This window comes from Campylobacter concisus (assembly GCF_902460595.1).
Classification (GTDB): Bacteria; Campylobacterota; Campylobacteria; order Campylobacterales; family Campylobacteraceae; genus Campylobacter_A; species Campylobacter_A concisus_BL.
Map to the genome: position 1 here is coordinate 1 of NZ_CABPVA010000008.1, position 18,040 is coordinate 18,040.

At 33.6% G+C, this 18,040-nt stretch carries 17 protein-coding genes and 1 pseudogene; all 18 read right to left on the reverse strand.

Annotated features, from left to right (window positions below):
• Positions 1-161: 161 nt before the first annotated feature.
• Complete coding sequence (gene topB, locus F3G86_RS09605) at positions 162-2,408, reverse strand: DNA topoisomerase III (protein ID WP_107969416.1); 2,247 nt, start codon at positions 2,406-2,408, stop codon at positions 162-164.
• Positions 2,409-2,551: 143 nt separating this feature from the next.
• Positions 2,552-3,298 carry a hypothetical protein gene (locus F3G86_RS09610; protein ID WP_103568028.1) on the reverse strand — a complete coding sequence of 249 codons (747 nt, stop codon included), beginning with the start codon at positions 3,296-3,298 and terminating at the stop codon, positions 2,552-2,554.
• Positions 3,299-3,332: 34 nt separating this feature from the next.
• Positions 3,333-4,304, reverse strand: a complete 972-nt coding sequence (locus tag F3G86_RS09615; protein ID WP_103589006.1) for a hypothetical protein — start codon at positions 4,302-4,304, stop codon at positions 3,333-3,335.
• Positions 4,304-5,008 carry a TrbM/KikA/MpfK family conjugal transfer protein gene (locus tag F3G86_RS09620; protein WP_103568026.1) on the reverse strand — a complete coding sequence of 235 codons (705 nt, stop codon included), beginning with the start codon at positions 5,006-5,008 and terminating at the stop codon, positions 4,304-4,306. Before F3G86_RS09620 ends, F3G86_RS09615 begins: the two co-directional genes overlap by 1 nt.
• Positions 4,965-5,435 carry a cag pathogenicity island Cag12 family protein gene (locus F3G86_RS09625; protein WP_103589007.1) on the reverse strand — a complete coding sequence of 157 codons (471 nt, stop codon included), beginning with the start codon at positions 5,433-5,435 and terminating at the stop codon, positions 4,965-4,967. Before F3G86_RS09625 ends, F3G86_RS09620 begins: the two co-directional genes overlap by 44 nt.
• Before the next feature lie 16 nt (positions 5,436-5,451).
• The gene (locus tag F3G86_RS09630) at positions 5,452-5,673 is read right to left on the reverse strand and encodes a helix-turn-helix domain-containing protein (RefSeq protein WP_103568025.1); all 222 of its coding nucleotides are present in this window, start codon (positions 5,671-5,673) and stop codon (positions 5,452-5,454) included.
• Between the two features lie 363 nt (positions 5,674-6,036).
• Positions 6,037-7,830, reverse strand: a pseudogene (locus F3G86_RS09635) (type IV secretory system conjugative DNA transfer family protein); the annotation flags it as partial.
• On the reverse strand, positions 7,827-8,828 hold the full coding sequence (locus F3G86_RS09640; RefSeq protein WP_103568023.1) for an ATPase, T2SS/T4P/T4SS family: 1,002 nt from the start codon (positions 8,826-8,828) through the stop codon (positions 7,827-7,829). The gene F3G86_RS09640 and the pseudogene F3G86_RS09635, both read right to left, overlap by 4 nt.
• Complete coding sequence (gene virB10 / locus F3G86_RS09645) at positions 8,825-9,970, reverse strand: type IV secretion system protein VirB10 (RefSeq protein WP_223228592.1); 1,146 nt, start codon at positions 9,968-9,970, stop codon at positions 8,825-8,827. Before virB10 ends, F3G86_RS09640 begins: the two co-directional genes overlap by 4 nt.
• The gene (gene virB9, locus F3G86_RS09650) at positions 9,957-10,904 is read right to left on the reverse strand and encodes a P-type conjugative transfer protein VirB9 (protein WP_103610262.1); all 948 of its coding nucleotides are present in this window, start codon (positions 10,902-10,904) and stop codon (positions 9,957-9,959) included. The genes virB10 and virB9 overlap by 14 nt, the downstream gene beginning before the upstream one ends.
• A complete protein-coding gene (locus F3G86_RS09655) occupies positions 10,905-11,453 on the reverse strand; it encodes a hypothetical protein (protein WP_107969420.1) in 549 nt (182 codons plus the stop codon).
• Positions 11,454-11,456: 3 nt separating this feature from the next.
• Complete coding sequence (locus F3G86_RS09660; protein ID WP_103568020.1) at positions 11,457-11,732, reverse strand: hypothetical protein; 276 nt, start codon at positions 11,730-11,732, stop codon at positions 11,457-11,459.
• A 2-nt stretch (positions 11,733-11,734) separates the two neighbouring features.
• The gene (locus F3G86_RS09665) at positions 11,735-12,439 is read right to left on the reverse strand and encodes a VirB8 family type IV secretion system protein (RefSeq protein WP_103568019.1); all 705 of its coding nucleotides are present in this window, start codon (positions 12,437-12,439) and stop codon (positions 11,735-11,737) included.
• A gap of 1 nt (position 12,440) precedes the next feature.
• Entirely contained in the window at positions 12,441-12,686 is a 246-nt protein-coding gene (locus tag F3G86_RS09670; protein ID WP_103568018.1) for a hypothetical protein, read from the reverse strand.
• Position 12,687: 1 nt separating this feature from the next.
• Positions 12,688-13,854, reverse strand: a complete 1,167-nt coding sequence (locus F3G86_RS09675; RefSeq protein WP_103568017.1) for a type IV secretion system protein — start codon at positions 13,852-13,854, stop codon at positions 12,688-12,690.
• 9 nt (positions 13,855-13,863) lie between these two features.
• Positions 13,864-14,658 carry a type IV secretion system protein gene (locus F3G86_RS09680; RefSeq protein WP_107969422.1) on the reverse strand — a complete coding sequence of 265 codons (795 nt, stop codon included), beginning with the start codon at positions 14,656-14,658 and terminating at the stop codon, positions 13,864-13,866.
• A gap of 11 nt (positions 14,659-14,669) precedes the next feature.
• Positions 14,670-17,459, reverse strand: coding sequence for a VirB4 family type IV secretion/conjugal transfer ATPase (locus F3G86_RS09685; RefSeq protein WP_107969424.1), 2,790 nt, complete (start codon positions 17,457-17,459; stop codon positions 14,670-14,672).
• Between the two features lie 10 nt (positions 17,460-17,469).
• On the reverse strand, positions 17,470-17,748 hold the full coding sequence (locus F3G86_RS09690; protein ID WP_103568014.1) for a TrbC/VirB2 family protein: 279 nt from the start codon (positions 17,746-17,748) through the stop codon (positions 17,470-17,472).
• Positions 17,749-18,040 lie beyond the last annotated feature (292 nt).

Genomic DNA, 18,040 nt, shown 5'->3' on the forward strand with positions numbered 1-18,040 from the left:
TCCAAAAGCTGTGGCTGTTATCATGAATGCTATTTGGCTTATTGATTAAGAAATCACAATAACATTTGAAATCCTCTGGATCTTTAAAAGTTAATAAAATATCATTAAACCTTACCGTATTGATAATCTTTTTTAGGTCTTTTGCTTGCACTCTACTATCCTTATTTTTTCTCAAAAACCATCTCTTCAAGTTCGCCATTATCGTTTGTCTTAAATTTAGCATTGCACCAATTGCCATTTTTTAACTTGCCGTTACATGCAAAATAATTAAAACCTTTCGCACTGGTTCTAGGTAGTAGCTTACCACTCTTACATTTTGGACACATAGGTGCATCACTTGGTATTTCTTGTTTTGGTTTAGTTTCAAGTTGTGGTTTGCCATCGTTATCGTAATAAAATGCCTTACAACCTTCACGCCATTGACTGCAACCCCACCAAAATACGCCTTTTTTATTTTGGCTTTCATGTCTTATAAGGTATCCCTTATTGCAAATAGGGCAAATTTGAGCATTATCTGGTTTTGTTTCAAAATTTCCCATATCGCTATCTTTTACCTTTGCTATCTCTTCCTTTATTTGTTGATTGATTTCTGTTAAAAAGTCATCCAAGCTTAAGTCGCGGCTTTCGATCATTTTTTGTTTTTCAAACCATAAAGCAGTCATATCAACGCAGGTTAAAATTTCAGGTGCAACTGAAATTAGGTCTTTACCTTTTTGTGTTGCATGTATTATTTGCTTTTTGTCATTGCTAACACTGATAAATTCATTATCTATCAAGCTTTTTATATGATTTGATCTAGTAGCTGGGGTTCCGATACCTCCATTTTCTCCTTTTTTGCCTTGATCTTTTTCAAGGAGTAATTTCTTAATGTTCGGATCTTTAGCATATTTGGCTACGCCAGTTAAGTCGGTGAGAAGTGTTGCCATGGTGTAAAATGGCTTTGGTTTAGTTTTTTTTGGCTCAAGTTTAATCTTTAAACACTCAGCCATAGAGCCTTCTATTAAATTATCCAACTTTGAAGTGTTTTCTATTTCATCATCATTACCATCTTTTTCATCTTTTTGCGGTTTAAGATAGAAAGTAAAACCTAGATCAGTTGTGGTATTTTGCGAGGCTGTAAATTTATATTCGTTAAGTTCCAAAACTATATTTGTTGCCTCATATTCTCTTGCTTTAAAAAATTGCAATGCAAATCTTTTTGCTATAAGTGTAAAAATATTTAATTCATCCTTGCTTAGTTCATTTAAACACGCTTTTGCTCCAGTTGGGACAATGCCATGGTGAGCCGAAATATTTGCTGAGTTAAATGCTGCACCTTTTATAGTAAGATCAGCATTGTCTAAAATCCCTTTTAGCTCAATATCGTCTGTATTTTTAAAAATTTCTTTTAAACTTTGTATAATAGCTGGCGATTCATCATACATTGTATCAGGTAGGTATTCGCAATCACTTCTGTTATAAGTTATTAAGTGAAATTTCTCTCTTAAGTTTTGAGTAATAGCAAGAACTTTATCAGGTTTTAAGCCAAAATCTTTTGCGCATTGAGCTTGAAGTTTTAATAAATTGTAAGGAAGTGGTGGTAGCTCTTTCTTTTTTTCGGTTTTCTTGATTGTAATTCTTGCGGATTTGTTTTCGCACTCTTTTAATATGTTTTGAGCTAAATCCTTATCTGTAATTTTATCATCAGTTTTTAGATTTGCACGAAAATCTATGCCATCAAAGCTTTTAAATTCACCACTAATTGCAAAGTATTCCAGACTTTTAAAATTTTCATTTTCTTTATCTCTATTTACCACTAAGGAGAGAATAGGGGTTTGGACACGTCCTAAATTTAAAACACCATTTTGATACCCTTTATTTCTAGCCACAACGGTAAATGCTCTAGTTAAATTTAGTCCGACTATCCAATCAGCCAAGCTTCTTGCAAAACCACGTTGAGAAAGCCCATAAAAGTCATCATTTGACTTTATATTATTTAACTCTTTCTTGATACCAGCTTCACTAAGGTCATTTATTAACATTCTTTTTACTGGTAACTTATTATTTGCATAAGCTAAAATTTCATCAACTAAAATTTGTCCCTCATCGTCCGCATCACCACAATGAATAACTTCTGTTGTATCTTTTTCTTTTAATAAGTTTAAAATTATTTTAAGTTGATCTTTGCTCTTGTCAATAGGCTTATATTTAAATTTCTCTATTTCAAAGGGTAGATCTTCTAAATTCCATTTTTTATATTTTTCTGCATAATCGTCAGGCTTAAAAAGCTCCAAAATGTGTCCAAAAGCCCAAGTTATGGTATCGTTACCTTTTCTAATGAAGCCATTACCTTTACTTTCATTGCCAATAAGCCCTTTAGCTATTGCACGTGCAAGTTCAGGTTTTTCTGCTATAAATAATCTACCCATTTTTTATCCTTCATTAATTTTTTAAATTGTTTTAAATTGTTTTTTATATTTTTATACATTTTAAAATTATTTTTTATTATAATTTTTGAAGGGCTAAAAGTAGCAGTTTTAGCCCTAAATACAGCAAAAAAGTTGAAGTGAGACTATCTATCAAAACCTTGACTTTTTTGCTCTTGCTTTAATTCGCCATTTAAAATTTCAGCACCTTTGCTTACTGATTTTGTGACTGCTTTCATGGTTTCTGGCAATACGACTATGCCTTGTTGCTTAACAAAGTCATAATTCATTGTTACGGCTGATCTGTCTGGAATTTTATTAACGATTTCCATAAGTTTTGGATTTTTAGCCAATGTCTCATTTTTTTCAGCGACCAGACCCAAGTTAAAGCCTTTGGAAATATTGCTTAAAAATTCTTTCTCGAGGGCACTATCATTTGTAACGTCAAAAGAGTAACCTTTTACGCCATTTCTATTTTTTGTAGCAAAAATTCTCTCTTGCTGTTGAACTATTTCGCCAGCTTCGTTTTTAATCTCTGGGCGAATTGTGATTGCCATTTTATGAAGACTATAAGCTTGACCAGTCTTATCGTTGATGCCATTGTGTATCCAAGTAGATGCTGTATAGAAAGTGTGCTTTTCGTTTTGTAAGCCACACTCTATTTTTACTGGGTGATTGCGACAATCAACACCATTGAGAAAATTTCTAGCATTTTCTATAGCATAAAATGCTTTTACTGCACCAAGTTCTATTTCTTTTCCATCTTTTTCGTATGGACGCTCCATGCCAAAGCCAATTAATGTTTTGTTTTGTTCTGGTAATTCAGTTTTGCTTATGAAAATTGTTGCAAGGTTCTTTTCGTTGCCGTTTTCTGTTCTGTCAAAATCTGCCATTGTTTTATCCTTTTAATTTAAAATTTTTATAACGCTATTTGATTAAGAAAATAGCGTAACCGATAATTCCACCAAGTGCCAAGCACATCATAAAAAGTAATCCTGTTAGTGCGTATCCTCCTTTTTTTAAATTTTTTAGTATTTTTGTTTCATTTTCTCTAATTTCTTTATACTCAGCTAGATTTACCTCAAAAACTTTTAACTGATTGTTTAAATTAGCGATCATATTCTCACTAAATCTTTTATATTCATCTCCAGTATCATTTAGCCTTATGTTTATCTTGTCCTTAAAAACCTCAATTTTATTTAGCTCTTCTTCAAAGAATTTGTTTTGATTTGCAGCAAAATTATTAAACTGCATAGTCATCTCGTTAAAAGCATTTTCTTGATCTTGCATGGTTACCTTGACTTTAGTGATGTCTGCGATGCTTTCAAATTCTTTATAGTCTTGAGCTATTTTCCTAATAGCAAGTGTATTATTCATGAGAGCCATAAATTCTTTACTAGGAGGATTTAGCATAAATTCATTTAGGTATTCAAAGAGTTGTTTAAGCTTTGCACTCTCATCCATAAGCGATTGAACCATTTTAACGTATCTACTGTAATCTGCATTATTTTCTGTTGCAAATCTTTCAAAGGCTTGTTGAACCAAATTTAGCTCACTATTAAACATGTTGAAACTCATGTCAACTCTTTTTTGGTAGTTGGAATAATCCAAGACAGAGACAACGCCTTTTTCGCTTATTTTCAATCCAGCTTTTTCAAATTTAGAATTTAGCTCTGCCACTTCATTCTTTAAAATATCAGCTGTTGTATTACGCTCATAAACTAGTCTTTCAAGTCTTTCTTGCAATTCTTTTTTGCCTTGCTCTACATCATCTAGCTCGTTTTTGGCATTTTCTGCCTCTTTTTGAAGCCTAGCTATGATTTCATCTTTGCTTTCGAGTTTTCTTATTGGTGCAACTTCAGATGAGCCAGTGCTATCAAATAGATTTTCATTTTCCATCAGTCTACCCAGCATGTTTTACTAAAATACTTCTTCTCAAAGAATAGATATTGAGATATATGTTGACGACAACTCTGTCGCCAATGGTAACTTTTATTTATGTCGCCACATTTCGAAAATTCTGGATTTGGTTGAATTTCTTTTTTATCGCTACTTAAAGCGTTGTATTGAGCTTGACTTATAGTTTGTAGCTCATATCCTCTTTTCCATATACTCTCGTCATAAAACTTGGTGTCGCAAGTATATTTCAAGTCCTTAATATTTGTATAATTATGACGAGCAAGTCTTTTACAATATTCAGGCATGTTTGGGCTTATTCTAATTTGAGTTTGATATAGTCCTTTCTCACTATCCCAGACACGACGTTTGTCCAAATTCTTGTTAAGATCGCTAGCATCACATCCCCCACCTATCTCTGATATAGTATCAATCAAACTTGCGTAATCTTGGTCTGTTTTTATAGCAGTATCGGTTGGACAAAGCTTTAAGAAATTTTTCCTCTTTTTTGCCGTTTCATGTGCCTTTTTTGCTCTTATTGAAAAGTATTTACTTAAACTTGCCGAACACTCACTTGGTCTTTCGCTACTTGATAGGCACAAAATAGCTTCGCATGCTAGTTTTGTATCCCCAGTAAGCTCGTCAGCCCCATATACGGCACTATTAAAAATCAAACAAGTTAGTAAAGCTTTTGATATAATCTTCATCGTTTTTTCCTTTCATTCCAAAAAATAAGATATTTACGCGTTTTTTAGATTGTCCAATACTATCTACTGGATGAATAGCAATATTCTTACAACCATTGCTTGCTAAGTAATCTTTGTAGTCTTGGGCTATCTTTTTATTTCCAATAACTATGATCTTATCAGCATTGTGTGCTACATAGAATGTTTTAACAATCATATTATTTGGTATATACTCATCGCCACTTTTTTCAAACATTAAGTTATATGTCCAGTTGTTTTGTTTTAAGAATGGGTCTAACGGAATATTGTGCCTTTCTTGCCTAATTAGCTCTTGGTTGATAGTGATTTGGCTACTACTATCAAGTTCTATTGGCTTTGGTATGCTTGAACATCCAAAAAATAAAAAGGATATAGCCGCTATACTTGCTAAACTCGTAAATTTAATCATTTTGTCTCCTTAGAAATTACTTTTGTTCTATGTCTTCTAGCCATTGTTTGATGCTATCAATGTTGTATAAAATACGGTTGCCAATTTTTAAAAATGGCAAAGGTAAATGTTTTTGTCTATTCTCATCCGTATAGTTCTTTTGCATTCGTAACTTATTTTGAAGTCCTCTACTAATGCCAAACATCTCTTCCAGTTGTGCTGGTGTTATATATTTTTCATAAAAGCTTGTATCTTTCATTATCTACTCACTATAGTCTTGTCTTTCATCGTCTAATTCATCAAAATTTGGGCAACTAGCATTTTGAGCCATTAATTCTTCTATGCTATCGCTATCGTTGATTGTTTCTTCTGCTACCGGATCAGTATCGATATTTTCTACACTTTTATTTGCATTACTCGATTGTTCGACTATTTGTTGCTCGTAAAGCTTTTGAGTCTCTTCTTTTATTGCTTCATCTTTATCCCTTTGAAGTCTAAGTTTTTTTTCATATTCTTCTTGAGTCTCATCTATTTCATGAACTATTTCAGGTAAATTTTTATATCTAGAACTTTCATCATTATAAAGCTCTTTAAAGTATGCTTTTATATTTGCTATGTTTTGAATAGGGACTTCTATGTTTGTCTCACCATTTTGAATAGCTTTCTCTAATTGATTGCGATTTGGTATCTTTCCATTTTCTTTCACTTTTATCTTATATTTATCTCCATCGATCGCTCTAAGGCTTGGACTTACTTCTTTGAATTTGTTCATAAAGTAGCGATCTGAGTAGTAAAATGCCTTTTTTGCCATAATAGGCTTGCCATTATCAATCGTAATTAGCTCGTTTTCAAAAGGCATTTCTCGTAATTCTTGCGCAAGCATTAAGGCTCTACTTGTGTCACTTTCACTTCCTCCACCGCCTTGTCCCAGATTTCTACTCCTATTTTTAATGGTTTTTGTTCCTAAAATTTCGCTAATCTTTTTAGCATCCTCTTGTTCTCTTGGTGTATAAAAAATTTGACAAGCATGGTTTGTAAGCAGTGTTTTAGCGCCTTCTCTACCATATCCATCAGGTTGATTTGCTTCAAGTTGTGAGTTTGATTGATAGATCATTAGGCTTCTTAGCCAATATCCAGCTATAAAGCTAATTGACTTTAAATATATTCCTAAAAAGCCTGGTGCAGTAAATTCATCCATTACTAAAAGCACTTTATATTTTAAATCGGGATTAGCTTGCGGTAACTCTTTTGTATTTACCAAGATTAATTGCTGCCAAAATATGTTTAAAATTAGCTTCGCATTTGCCAATTGATCCGGAGTAATACCTACATAAATAGTCATTTTTTCTTTACGAAGATCTCTAAAATCAAAATCATTTGCTGAAGTAGCAAGCCTCATATTGTCATTTCTAAACATCATCAAAGGAGCATTGAAGCTTGACATAACGCCACTTTTTGTGTTATCGCTATCAATCTTGAAATAGCTTTGGCAACGCATTTGAGCTTTTTTACCAATTAGCCCAAGCTCAGATAAAACATTATATGTATCATCAAATGCCTTGAATATAATTTTTCTATTGCCGTCTATATCAACTTCACCTTTAAAACCTTCGCTCATTTGCAAAATACCATATAGTGTAAAATCTATCTCCATATTTAGTGCTTTTATGAGCGAAATGCCACCTTTTGAATTTAAAAGATCATGAACGATATAACAAATTCCTATAAATAAGTTTTGAGCTAGTTGGTTAAAAAACTGCGTAGTGCTATCGCCTGTCATGGGATATAAAATATTTGCAAAATCAGTTAGCTGTCCATCTGCATTATCGCTTGCCATATCAATATAAGCTAGTGGATTATATCTATGAGTGCGTTTATTGAACGGATCAAATAAATATACTTTTTGCCCTAGTATTTTTTCTCTATATCCGCTAGTAAAGTCAAAGCACTCTTGTTTAATATCTTGAACAACTGCACTCTCTTTCCAGTCAAGTAAATTTGGAATAACAATACCAACGCCTTTTCCGCTACGTGTTGGAGCGCCAAGCGATACGAACTGCTGACCGCCAAATCTTAAGAGGCGGTTTTGAAATTTACCAATGATTATTCCATCTCCATAAAGATCCATTTTCTTTACATCATTGGCATTTGCAAATCTTGCATCTCCGTGTAGGCTTTGTTTCTTTGGTAAAAATGGTAGTAAAAAAGCTAGAGTGAAACTTATTAAATTTGCAATAAAGTAAGCCAAATATGCTTTTGACCAGCCGTTTATCAGCATATCAAAAGTAAGCCCTAAATACCATATTTCTGGAAGCTTTTTAAAACTGTGATTTAGTCCAAAAAATAATACACTAGCCAAGAAATAGCCTATAATTAAGGCAATTGCAATTAAAAAACCAATCTGCATTTTTTTCATTGCTTAGCGTTCCTTAAGCTAGACTCAACAAAAGCATTACCTTCATTATTTCTTATGAAATATTCGCCATTAGCCAAGTATTCTGTAACTTGACGTTTCTTGCCAAGACGCTTAAAAACTACGATGTAGTCAATTGTATTTGAAACAATATCAAGCAACATATCTTTACCTAGAACTTGGGCTTGAGTATTTTGCATGCTCATCATTACAAGACGATCTATGGCTGACTTAACACTACCAGCATGACAACTTGTCATACTGCCATTATGACCACTTGAAATCACATTTAAAAAATCATATGTTTCACCACCCCTAACTTCTGCTAGTAGAATTCTGCTGGGTTTCATTCTCAAGCAGCTCTTTAAGAGAGTTGTGGCATTTACTAGACTATCGCTTTTTGCCTCACTTGGATAAAAGAGTTGAACAAAATTTTTATGATCCCAAAATTTAATTTCCTCAACATCTTCTATAGTAATAATTCTTTCATCTAATGGTATAAAATCGATAAGCGTTTTCATAAAAGTAGTTTTTCCGCTACCAGTTTCACCACAAATAATAATATTCTTGCCATTTTCGATAGCTATTTTTAGTTCATTTGCCATATTTGCATCTATTGAACCATTATTAATGTAGTCATCTATCGTATAACGAACCTTGCTAGGTTTTCTAATGGTGATTGATATATGATTTTCTTTTGTAGCATTTGGTATAACTATTTGCACTCTCTCTCCAGTTGAAAGAATGCATGATAAAATAGGTTTTTGTCTTTCTATCTTATCGTTTTTATAAGCGGCACATGCATTAGCAAAAGATAGGGCAGCATTAAAGTTTAATTCACTTTCGTGACTAGACCAATTACCGATTATATCTTCAGTCCAAATTAGATTTCCGCCGTTGTAAGCTATTTCATTTATGCTTTCATCATCTAGATACTTGCCAAAATACTTTTTGACGTAGCCATCCAGCATAGCAGATTTGTCTAATCCCACAGTGCTCATTTTCTTCTACCTATTGTAAGCTTATACACCTTACTAAAGTCTATATCACGATTGACGTAAACACCAACTATATCTCCTTGATTTCTATAAAGGACCGGTTTTATTTTTATAAATTCCTCAAGTGCAGTATTTGCCATTTGTTGTGTAGAGTCTCTAGTGTTTTCGCTATAGTCATAGCTATTGTCACGTTTACCATTTGCAGCATAATTAAAAACATCATCTACCATTGAAAGCAATATGCTAGCACCAAATCTTTTTAGCCATTGATGATCAACGTATCCTTGTAGACCGCTACCGCCTAATTCATCACTAGCACCACTTTGAACTGGAATGTTAATATTGTTTGGTGTTCTGATCTCGCTCCAAATAACAAAAATTCTATTCATTCCATCATTCATCTCTCCGCTTCTGAAGCTGCCAAAGATTTTGCTTCCCTTTTCAATTAAGAGAGTTACGCCATCTTTGCTATATACGTCTTCGCTAGTTGTGCAAGATATTCCGCCTTTAATTTGAGACACAAGTCTAGTGTCGAGCGAACAACCAATATATGTGCCTTTTTGAAGCAAGAGACTAGGGTTAAATTTGTCTTTTACGGCAATTTTTGGAGTGTATGTATTGCCTTCATAATCCTGGTCTTCTTCAAAACGTTTGGCTTGTTCTGCCCAAGATATGTTTTGGTCGGCAACATATATATCTTTTTTGCTTGAACTACTTGTTGCAATCGCCAAACTACTACCAGTTTTAAAAACTTTAGGCTTAAAAATAGTTTTTTGAACTACCGTAGTATTTGATAAAGGGTCTGGCTTGCTCGCTACTTGCACAGGCGTTTGTTGTGGTGCTGAAGCAGCTTGAAACTCTTGAAAATTCTTTTGAGACACTTCTTGCTGAGGCAACTCAAAATTTTTATTCTTTACTTCAGTTCCTATTTGTTGAACTTGTGATTTTACAGCATCATTTGCCTCTCTATTTTTCCCTAAAAAACTAAGACCAACCATAACAAAAACAACCAGACATAAAACCATGACCGCAATAACCATTAATTTTTTGCTTGGCTCATTTTCGACTTCTGGATGCTCATATTCAATTCTTTCAACTTGAGACTCTTGATTATTCATATTTTCATTACTTCTATTTTTGCTCATTGTCTATAATCTCTCTTTGAATATTGTCTTTATTAGTGCTGTAGGTTTTATCAAGTGGATTTTGACCATAGCCATTATTTATGATTCCGACTAACTTATTGCCACTTCTTAGTAAAATTTTTTTAGCTGTCTTGTGGATCACAACTACGTCATATTTGCCGTCTTTTTTGATATGAGTATTGAGGATGCTTTCTTTATTAGCATCATCAAAGAGAAAGACACTTGGTATAGTTTTAGTTGAGCTAAAACCAAGATATGTAAAGACACCATCATCATATGCATAATCAGGTGTTATAGTTTCACTATCTTTATTTACATGCATTGCAAAGTTCCAATTTCTAGGTATTGTATTTCTATCGATCTCTTTTTTATATAGTGCCTTTTCTTTTGCTGCTTTTTCGGCGAGTTCTTTTTCGGCTTTCTCTTTTTCTATCTTTTCTTTAGGGGTTGCATAATTAAAAGTTAGTTTGTAATTAATCTTGTTAGTCTCTCCTAGTTCCAAATCAAATGTATAAACTTTATCTTTATTTGTTGTGATGATTAGATTTGTCTTCCAATCAGCTGCATTTGGTTGAATAACCGAACTACCATAAAATTCTATTTGCTCACCACTTTCATTGGTCATATTTTGTTCTTCGGATTTTATGGTGTAACTCTTTGGTTTAATAAATAGATAGTTATCTTTATCCATTACTTCCCAACCATCGCTAAAACCAGTTGCTATATTTACGATGCGTTCATCTTTTTCAAATTCTATAATACTCACAAAACCCTCTTTACACTTAACTAAGACAACGTCATCGGCATTGTATGTTGCATACGTGATGCGTTTGTCAAATTTAGATAGCCTTGGAGTATTTACTGCGTGTAAATTTGCTATTGCTAAGAGTAAAATTATTGCAATATTAAATAATTTTTTATTATTTTTTATCATTTAAAATCTCCCAGTATTGTTTAAATATAAGCCACGATCTAGCTGTAATGTGTTGCTTTTTCTCGCCTTAGAACTTGTTTGTGGTGTTTGTGTAATGACTTTATTACTCTTCATGGGATAGCTTTTTCTTAAACCATCTATTAGACTATCACAACGTGCTCTCATCGTTTCAAATTGTTTAATAGCTGTATTTATTCGCTCTAATGGCGCCATTTCCTTTAGATATGCTATAAATTCATCATTTTTGCTATCTATAAAAAAGTCATAAATTTCACTATTGCCAAAGACTTGTCTTTGTTTTTTGTCTAACTCATATTCTTCTTGTTGTGCAGTGCGTTGCATATCAAGGATCATGTTGTAAGAATTTTTTGCCATATCTTCTAAATGAAAAATTCTAGCCCTAAGGGCTTTTAGTTTTCTCTCTGCTTCTTGTCTATTTTTAGAACTATTGAAAATAAATTTTAAAAAGCTATGCGTGAGCTCCTTATCTGAGAAGCATTGTTCGGCTTGAGTAAGCAAATCGTGCGTATATGCTGTTTTAAAATCCATTTTTTACTCCGAAATGTCAAATTTTGGTGCAATGGAGTTTGCTGCTGCAATTTCTTCATCTGTTACAAAATCTGGAACAAATTTCTCATATACTTTCAAAACTTGATCACCGATATTTGAAGTCCCTACTACTTCAAATAGATCCTTCTGCTCATATAATGCGAGTTTTCTTTCTAAGGTTTCGACCTCTTGCACCAGTTCTGCAATGTCAGTATTTTTTTGAGCTAAAAGCTCAGTCATAACATCAATTAACTTTGTGAAATCATCATAAGTAATCATTTCTATCTCCTTATTTCGTCATCAACTCTATACGTGCTAACTTTAAATCCAAGTGGGTTTTTAATACGCTCTTCCTCTGTTGTGAGTGTATTTGGTTGGTAGTCATATGAAAGTGTCACAATCTTTGCTTTGTTTGATACAGCTATTTTTTCGCCTTTTTTTCTGGTAATTTGATTAAATCTGATAGTTGCAGTAGGTGCTCCAGCGCTATTTCCCAGTGTAACCGAAACAATATCAACCTCTACTTCGTAGTCATCTTTTAAAACTTTGTCTCTAGAATTTTCACCTTCATAAATTCTCAAATAATCACTGGCAACGCTTGGATAGCTTAAAATTTGAACTAATTCATAGTCGCTTTGCAAAATATCATAATAGTATCCCTCTCTCGCTTTTACATATGTTGTTGCAAAATACTTATCGAGTGCTTCATTACCTGTGAATTCGGCTTTATTTACGCTTGTTATTATGTCAACCATTCCGGTTGTATTATCAACCCTAATAACATAAGGCTCAACCGATTTTAATGGTGTCAATAAGCAAACAGCGATAACGCTGATGATAGCAATAAGTAGAGCCACACCTGATATAAAATAAGCCCTCTTGTTAGCTTGTTCTGCTATGTATCTAATGCTTGCTTCATAGCTAATTGCTACATCATCTGGATTATTAGAAGCCAAAAAATCATTTTTATCATTAGCTCTTTTCATTTTACATTGCCTTTTTTATGCTTTGTTTGAGATCTAAATTTTCTCTATTTTCATTTACTGGCTTGTATTCATTACTATCAAAATAATCTTCCCATTTTTGATTACTGCTATTTTCAAATTTAGGAGAATTATGAGCGGCACAACCGCTCATAAAGCTTGTGCCTACAAGTAAAGATAAAAATATTAAAATATAATTTAATATTTTTTTAAAATATTTTTTATAGTTTAAAATATTATTTAATTTCATTTTATTTCCAACCTTGACCTTTTGTAAAATTGTTAATTTTTGAACCTATGTTTTTCGCTTGGTTAAGTCGTGATCCAACGGCTTGGGCTGCTGAAGAATTTTTAATCGTGTTTATTCCAGAGTTGATGCTTTGACCGAGTTTTGAATTGCCAACTTCTTTTGCTGCAGATGTGGCTGCGCCTAAAAGACGAGAGCCTATAAAACCAGTTGCCTTGCCAGCACCCATTGCCTGAGCACCTCTTACCGCCAACATTGCACCACCTATTGCACCACCCCCAACAGCACCTGCAAGACCCATTGCACGTCCAACGCCTGTTCCTGCTAATCCATCAAGGCTAACATTAGTGAGTTTTTCGGCTATTCCAGTAGCCATACCGCACATTATATTTGCAAGAATTCCATAAAATACCATTGCTAGAGCCAATACAAATACTTCATCCTTAAAATCGTGACTGCTGTTGATTTTTGGAAACATGTAATCAAATAAAATATTTAAGAATAATGATAGGCAGAGCAACGCAATAATATTTGCTAAAACCATTTGGAACCACTGTGCAAATGAATTTTTAGTTGTTTTAAAGATTAAAAAATAAAATGCCAATGGAGCTAAAATCATAAGCAATAGAAATGATAGTGTATTTACAAACAGCGCTCTCAAAATAGGGACTGCACCAATAAAAAAGCCAATAAAAGCTATAATAATTATGAAGATAATGTATGCTAGCTCTAAAGTGCTTGACTGATCCCATACTACATCGTAGTAGTCGCCCATAAATCCAGCCCATGTTGCGATTTTTGAGTATAAGCCTTTGCCGTCATATGACAAAAAGGTATTTGCATATTCTTTTGCACCATTGAATGCTTCAAAAACAAGATTTATCCAGTTTCCAGCATTCATTGCTAAGACTATAAAGACAAACTTAATGGTTGCATCAAAAGCAAAATTTTGAAAAGTTTGTTTGCCATTACCCCAAAGAATTTTATATCCCTCGATCATTATCCAAGCGGTAAGATATACAGCTAGAATATTTCCAGTTGTATTAATTAACGATTGAAGTGCTCCCACTCCGTTTGAATAATTATTTTGAAAGAAACTATCAACATTCTCTGATATATCTATGACTAGATCGTGTAATCCTCGACCTGAATCAGTTGTTACTTTATACATACTATGAGCCTATTTTTGTAAAATTTTAAATGCTGCTCGCTGCCTATCTTTAGTCATCTTAAACTCTGCGTCTTGTAATCTTTTTCTTTCGTTTTCTAACTGATCCATGTCTCTTTGATAGGCACGCCAGTTATTCTCTTGTCTGGCACGCAATAGGGCTATTTGATTTGAAGTATCTATAGAACCTTTTAGATCCTCTTGTTTGCCTTTATTTCTAGCTACTTCTTTGCTTATTTTGTCAAGATCATTAATTTCGTGCTTAAGACGATCAAATTGTCTATTTACAACTTCAAATTCTTTAAAAGCACTTGTGGTATTCTTTTTGCAGATATTTCTATGCGTAATATCACTTATTGATGAACACTGGTCTGTTCCACCAAATTTTAAAAACAAATCCCATGCCCTTTCATCAAAGCTATCGAGACTAAAACCTGTCGCTTGTGTATATATTGAATAGCCAGTATCGTAGACTTCATTATAGAGTTCGTTCATTTCTTTTGTGAAATTGACAATATCCCTAATGCCTGTTTTGGTATATAGGTCATTTGCCCATTGCACTCTTTCATCAGCCCATTTTTTAACTTCTTGGACTCTATGTGAAGCTTCTTCTCCCCATACTTTGACTTTTTCAGCGTAGTCCTTCAGCGTTTGCATCCACTCCATGGTAAATGTTGCTTGATTTTGGGCTATAGCAGCACCATCAACTACTGGAATACCAGAGGCTAATAGATTAGATGATAGAATTGCTACAGAAGTGGCTATAACTGAAGCTTTCCTTGCTTTATAAACGAGACTATTTTTCATATGTCTTCTCCTTAAAATTTATATAATTTTTTGATGAGTTGGTATTTTTCTTCACGACTGATATCCAAGGCATTAATATTTGTTATTTCATCAACATAGACTTTCGCTGTTGATAAAACTTTTATCATGTTTCCTAGATGTGATAGATTGATCTTGGCAATCGCCCTATAATCAACGCCTTTTCGTATTAAAAATTCATATTTCTCTGGATCTGTTGTTTTAACGAATTGATATTCTGCTTCACTCATACCCAAGGAACCGCAAAAATCAGTTTCTTTTGCTTTTGGATTACTTAGTAACAACACTGTTTCGCTTTGTTCCATGATTGCTGTGCCAATGCTAGATTTTGCGATATCTTCGACACTTTGAGTGCCAAGAAATAAAAAGCCGTTTTCTTTTCTAATGGTTTTTTCCTTGTTGAAGACCTCTTTTGACACTACTGGATTTTTGAGCCAATCCCATGCTTCATCGATAAATAAGCCAAACCTGCGTCCATCAACCATATCGATAATTCGCCAAAGAATATAATATGCAACATATGGAGAAATTTCATCGTCTTTTAAGATCGTTGTGCCGTCTATACCATACACAAGAATACTCTCGTCGCTAAAATCTAAAGTATCCATTTCATTGTCGAATACCCATCCAAATTCATTACCGATAGTCCAAGCCATCAATCTAGATTTTAAGGAATTTGACTCATTTTCGCCTTCTTGAAGCAATTGCCAAACCCTACTGATGCCATGAGTTCTTTCGCTTTTTTCCAGTCTCATGACGCTATCTACTGCTAGATTGAGTTGCTCTTCTTCTCTAGTTGTTAACATTAAATTATTTTGATTGCCTTTGGTGACTAACATTTTTAAAAGAACCTTCAAGCGACGTATATTTTCAGGTGTTGCGTCACAACTAAAAGGATTAAATCCGGTCGGTTCTCCACTTGTTATGGTTAAATACTTTCCGCCAATGGCAATAATATTGCCGATAGCTCCTTTATCCTTGTCTAAATAGAAATAGGTAGCCTTACGTTTTTCTTTTGGAGTGTTTTCTGCAAAAGTATCTGGCTCATTAAATTTGCAGAGCATATTTAGCGTGAAATTCATTAAAACAGTTTTGCCTCCACCGCTTTGACCTAAAACGAAGGTATTTGCTAAAACATCGTTTTTACCAAATTCGTCTTTATCGAAAATTGTTTGGTGTATGTTAAAAAAATATGGCTGCGCATTTGGCGTTTGCAATATTGCAATGGCATCTCCCCATGGATTGCCATATTGTTTTCCTCGTGGAAAGTTGTGAAGTGCTACAAAACTAGCAAAATTTTTACTCGAAATGGTGTGAAGTCTAGGGCGTAACGTGAAATTTGCTGGAAGCTGTGCAAAATATGTAGCTTCTAGAGCTATATTGGCTTGTGTTGCTAAAAATCCTAAATCTTGCAATACGACCGCAATTTGGTTTGCAATGTGCTCGCACTCGTTTTGTGTATCAGCGTATATGACAATAGAAAAGTGATACTCTCCAAAGATTATGTCATTTTGTAATTCATCTAGAGCGGTGCCAAGTTCTGCAATTTGACTCAATGCATCATCTTCTGCTGCTACTAATCTTTTTTGTTGCTTTGTAAGCTCATCTCTCGCCTCTTTTTTTGAAAGTGGCGTAAAGCTTTGAGTTATGGTATATTCGACATTAGCATACATTAGACTATCAAATATTCCACTAAAACTTACATTTGGATAGTCTTTTAATTCAATTGCTTTTACGAATTTCTTAGTTCCATCATTATAATTTAGCTGTAAAGTATGCTGTGAAGGAAAAATTTCATTTAAGTTACCATTAAGGTAAAAGTCTAGGGGTGCATTTGGAACACGAACTTTTGTAAATTTACCACCTATCAAATAGTTGTAAAATTCTAGTTGAGAGCTAAAAATTACACCATCTTGCTCATATATGCCAAGTCTATGTGGCTTAAAATGGTTTAAATTTTGTTCAATAGTTATGCATTTTTGGTGAAAACTTTTCAAATGAGCTTTGATCTGTTTCTTTTTCGTATCTATGTTTTGATTTCTAAAGTGTAGTTTCTCAGCCTTACTAAATGGTGAATATATCGCAGTTAGATAAAGTCTGTTTTCTTTTAAATTTTCAGAGCTAAAAATCTCATAATACTTTTTTGAGAAACTTTTTAAAAATTCATTTGAAAAATAATCGTTCAAGCCAACTTGTGTATTAATTCTAGCATTGTGAAAATAAAAACTAATATTTTCACCAGCAAATTGCCTAACAAGCATATTAAGCTTGTTTTTCGCAAGATCTATTAATTCGTCATCTTCTACTTCAAAAGCTATACCATCAACTCGCCATGTGGCTAAATAATCTCTATCTTTTGTGATGACAACATTATTTATATATGTTTGATACGGAATTAAATTCTCTAAATTTGCGAATTCACTTAGTCCAACAACGCTAAGTCTTGGATAAAAATTGCGCATAGATTGCTTGGTATATGTCGAATTTGCCATATAACTTTTCCGACCATTATAAAATTTATTAATGGCAGGGGATCTAAAAAATCTAAGTTTCAACCCCCAAAGCCTAAACGCCATATCGTCTTTTTTGACTATAAATTGGAAAACAAAGGTGGTAGGAATAATCATAACTGCTAAGAGCAAATATTCGTTTCCAAATAGCACTTTAGCAAAAATTGCAAATAAAGCCCAACTAAGTGCCATAATCATAAATGGCACCATAGGAACACCAAATACCATAGGAGGACGGGTCAAGGCTTTAAAGATAGGCTCAGGAGTTAACATTGAGTATCTTTTAAAGGAGCATGCCAGCGATCATCGCTGCACCGCCAATAAGAATACCACCAAGAACTATAGGTGTAACTTCCCTAATTGCTTGACCGCCGAACATTACTTTATAGCCTGCAACCATGATCGCACCAGTCATGATCAAGACACCAGCAGCACTCAGCCAACCATTCACAGTTGAAAAAAAGTTATCCACTTTGGTTAAGCCAGTTCCACCAGCAGCAAACAGAAAATTTGGGAAAAAGAATAAAAACAGAAAAGCAGAAAACTGCTTGAAATATGAGATTGAAGTAGAGCTAGATTTTAGAAAGCGATTTTTATTCTCTCTCTCTCTCTCTCTCTCTCGACGATTAGAGCGGAAATGTTGTTTGTCATTTTATGTCTCCTTTTAAATATTGACACGCAAGTGTAACATATTTTTGAATAAAATGATATAAAAATATGAAAACTCTAATCAATTTTTTATCAGTAGCCTACAATTCATCCTAGAGCATAGCTAATTTTTTTGAAATTTTGATTTTATGATTTGCAAAGCATTAAAAAACCGATAAAAAACCCATTAAGACGATATTTCAAAG

Excerpts from the sequence above, each read along its gene's own strand:
- F3G86_RS09655 (WP_107969420.1), bottom strand. The coding sequence starts at position 11,453 with ATGGATTTTAAAACAGCATATACGCACGATTTGCTTACTCAAGCCGAA.
- F3G86_RS09680 (WP_107969422.1), bottom strand. The coding sequence starts at position 14,658 with ATGAAAAATAGTCTCGTTTATAAAGCAAGGAAAGCTTCAGTTATAGCC.
- F3G86_RS09630 (WP_103568025.1), bottom strand. The coding sequence starts at position 5,673 with ATGAAAGATACAAGCTTTTATGAAAAATATATAACACCAGCACAACTG.
- F3G86_RS09625 (WP_103589007.1), bottom strand. The coding sequence starts at position 5,435 with ATGATTAAATTTACGAGTTTAGCAAGTATAGCGGCTATATCCTTTTTA.
- F3G86_RS09640 (WP_103568023.1), bottom strand. The coding sequence starts at position 8,828 with ATGAGCACTGTGGGATTAGACAAATCTGCTATGCTGGATGGCTACGTC.
- virB10 (WP_223228592.1), bottom strand. The coding sequence starts at position 9,970 with ATGAGCAAAAATAGAAGTAATGAAAATATGAATAATCAAGAGTCTCAA.
- virB9 (WP_103610262.1), bottom strand. The coding sequence starts at position 10,904 with ATGATAAAAAATAATAAAAAATTATTTAATATTGCAATAATTTTACTC.
- F3G86_RS09685 (WP_107969424.1), bottom strand. The coding sequence starts at position 17,459 with ATGTTAACTCCTGAGCCTATCTTTAAAGCCTTGACCCGTCCTCCTATG.
- F3G86_RS09670 (WP_103568018.1), bottom strand. The coding sequence starts at position 12,686 with ATGAAATTAAATAATATTTTAAACTATAAAAAATATTTTAAAAAAATA.
- topB (WP_107969416.1), bottom strand. The coding sequence starts at position 2,408 with ATGGGTAGATTATTTATAGCAGAAAAACCTGAACTTGCACGTGCAATA.
- F3G86_RS09610 (WP_103568028.1), bottom strand. The coding sequence starts at position 3,298 with ATGGCAGATTTTGACAGAACAGAAAACGGCAACGAAAAGAACCTTGCA.
- F3G86_RS09665 (WP_103568019.1), bottom strand. The coding sequence starts at position 12,439 with ATGAAAAGAGCTAATGATAAAAATGATTTTTTGGCTTCTAATAATCCA.
- F3G86_RS09620 (WP_103568026.1), bottom strand. The coding sequence starts at position 5,008 with ATGAAGATTATATCAAAAGCTTTACTAACTTGTTTGATTTTTAATAGT.
- F3G86_RS09615 (WP_103589006.1), bottom strand. The coding sequence starts at position 4,304 with ATGGAAAATGAAAATCTATTTGATAGCACTGGCTCATCTGAAGTTGCA.
- F3G86_RS09660 (WP_103568020.1), bottom strand. The coding sequence starts at position 11,732 with ATGATTACTTATGATGATTTCACAAAGTTAATTGATGTTATGACTGAG.
- F3G86_RS09675 (WP_103568017.1), bottom strand. The coding sequence starts at position 13,854 with ATGTATAAAGTAACAACTGATTCAGGTCGAGGATTACACGATCTAGTC.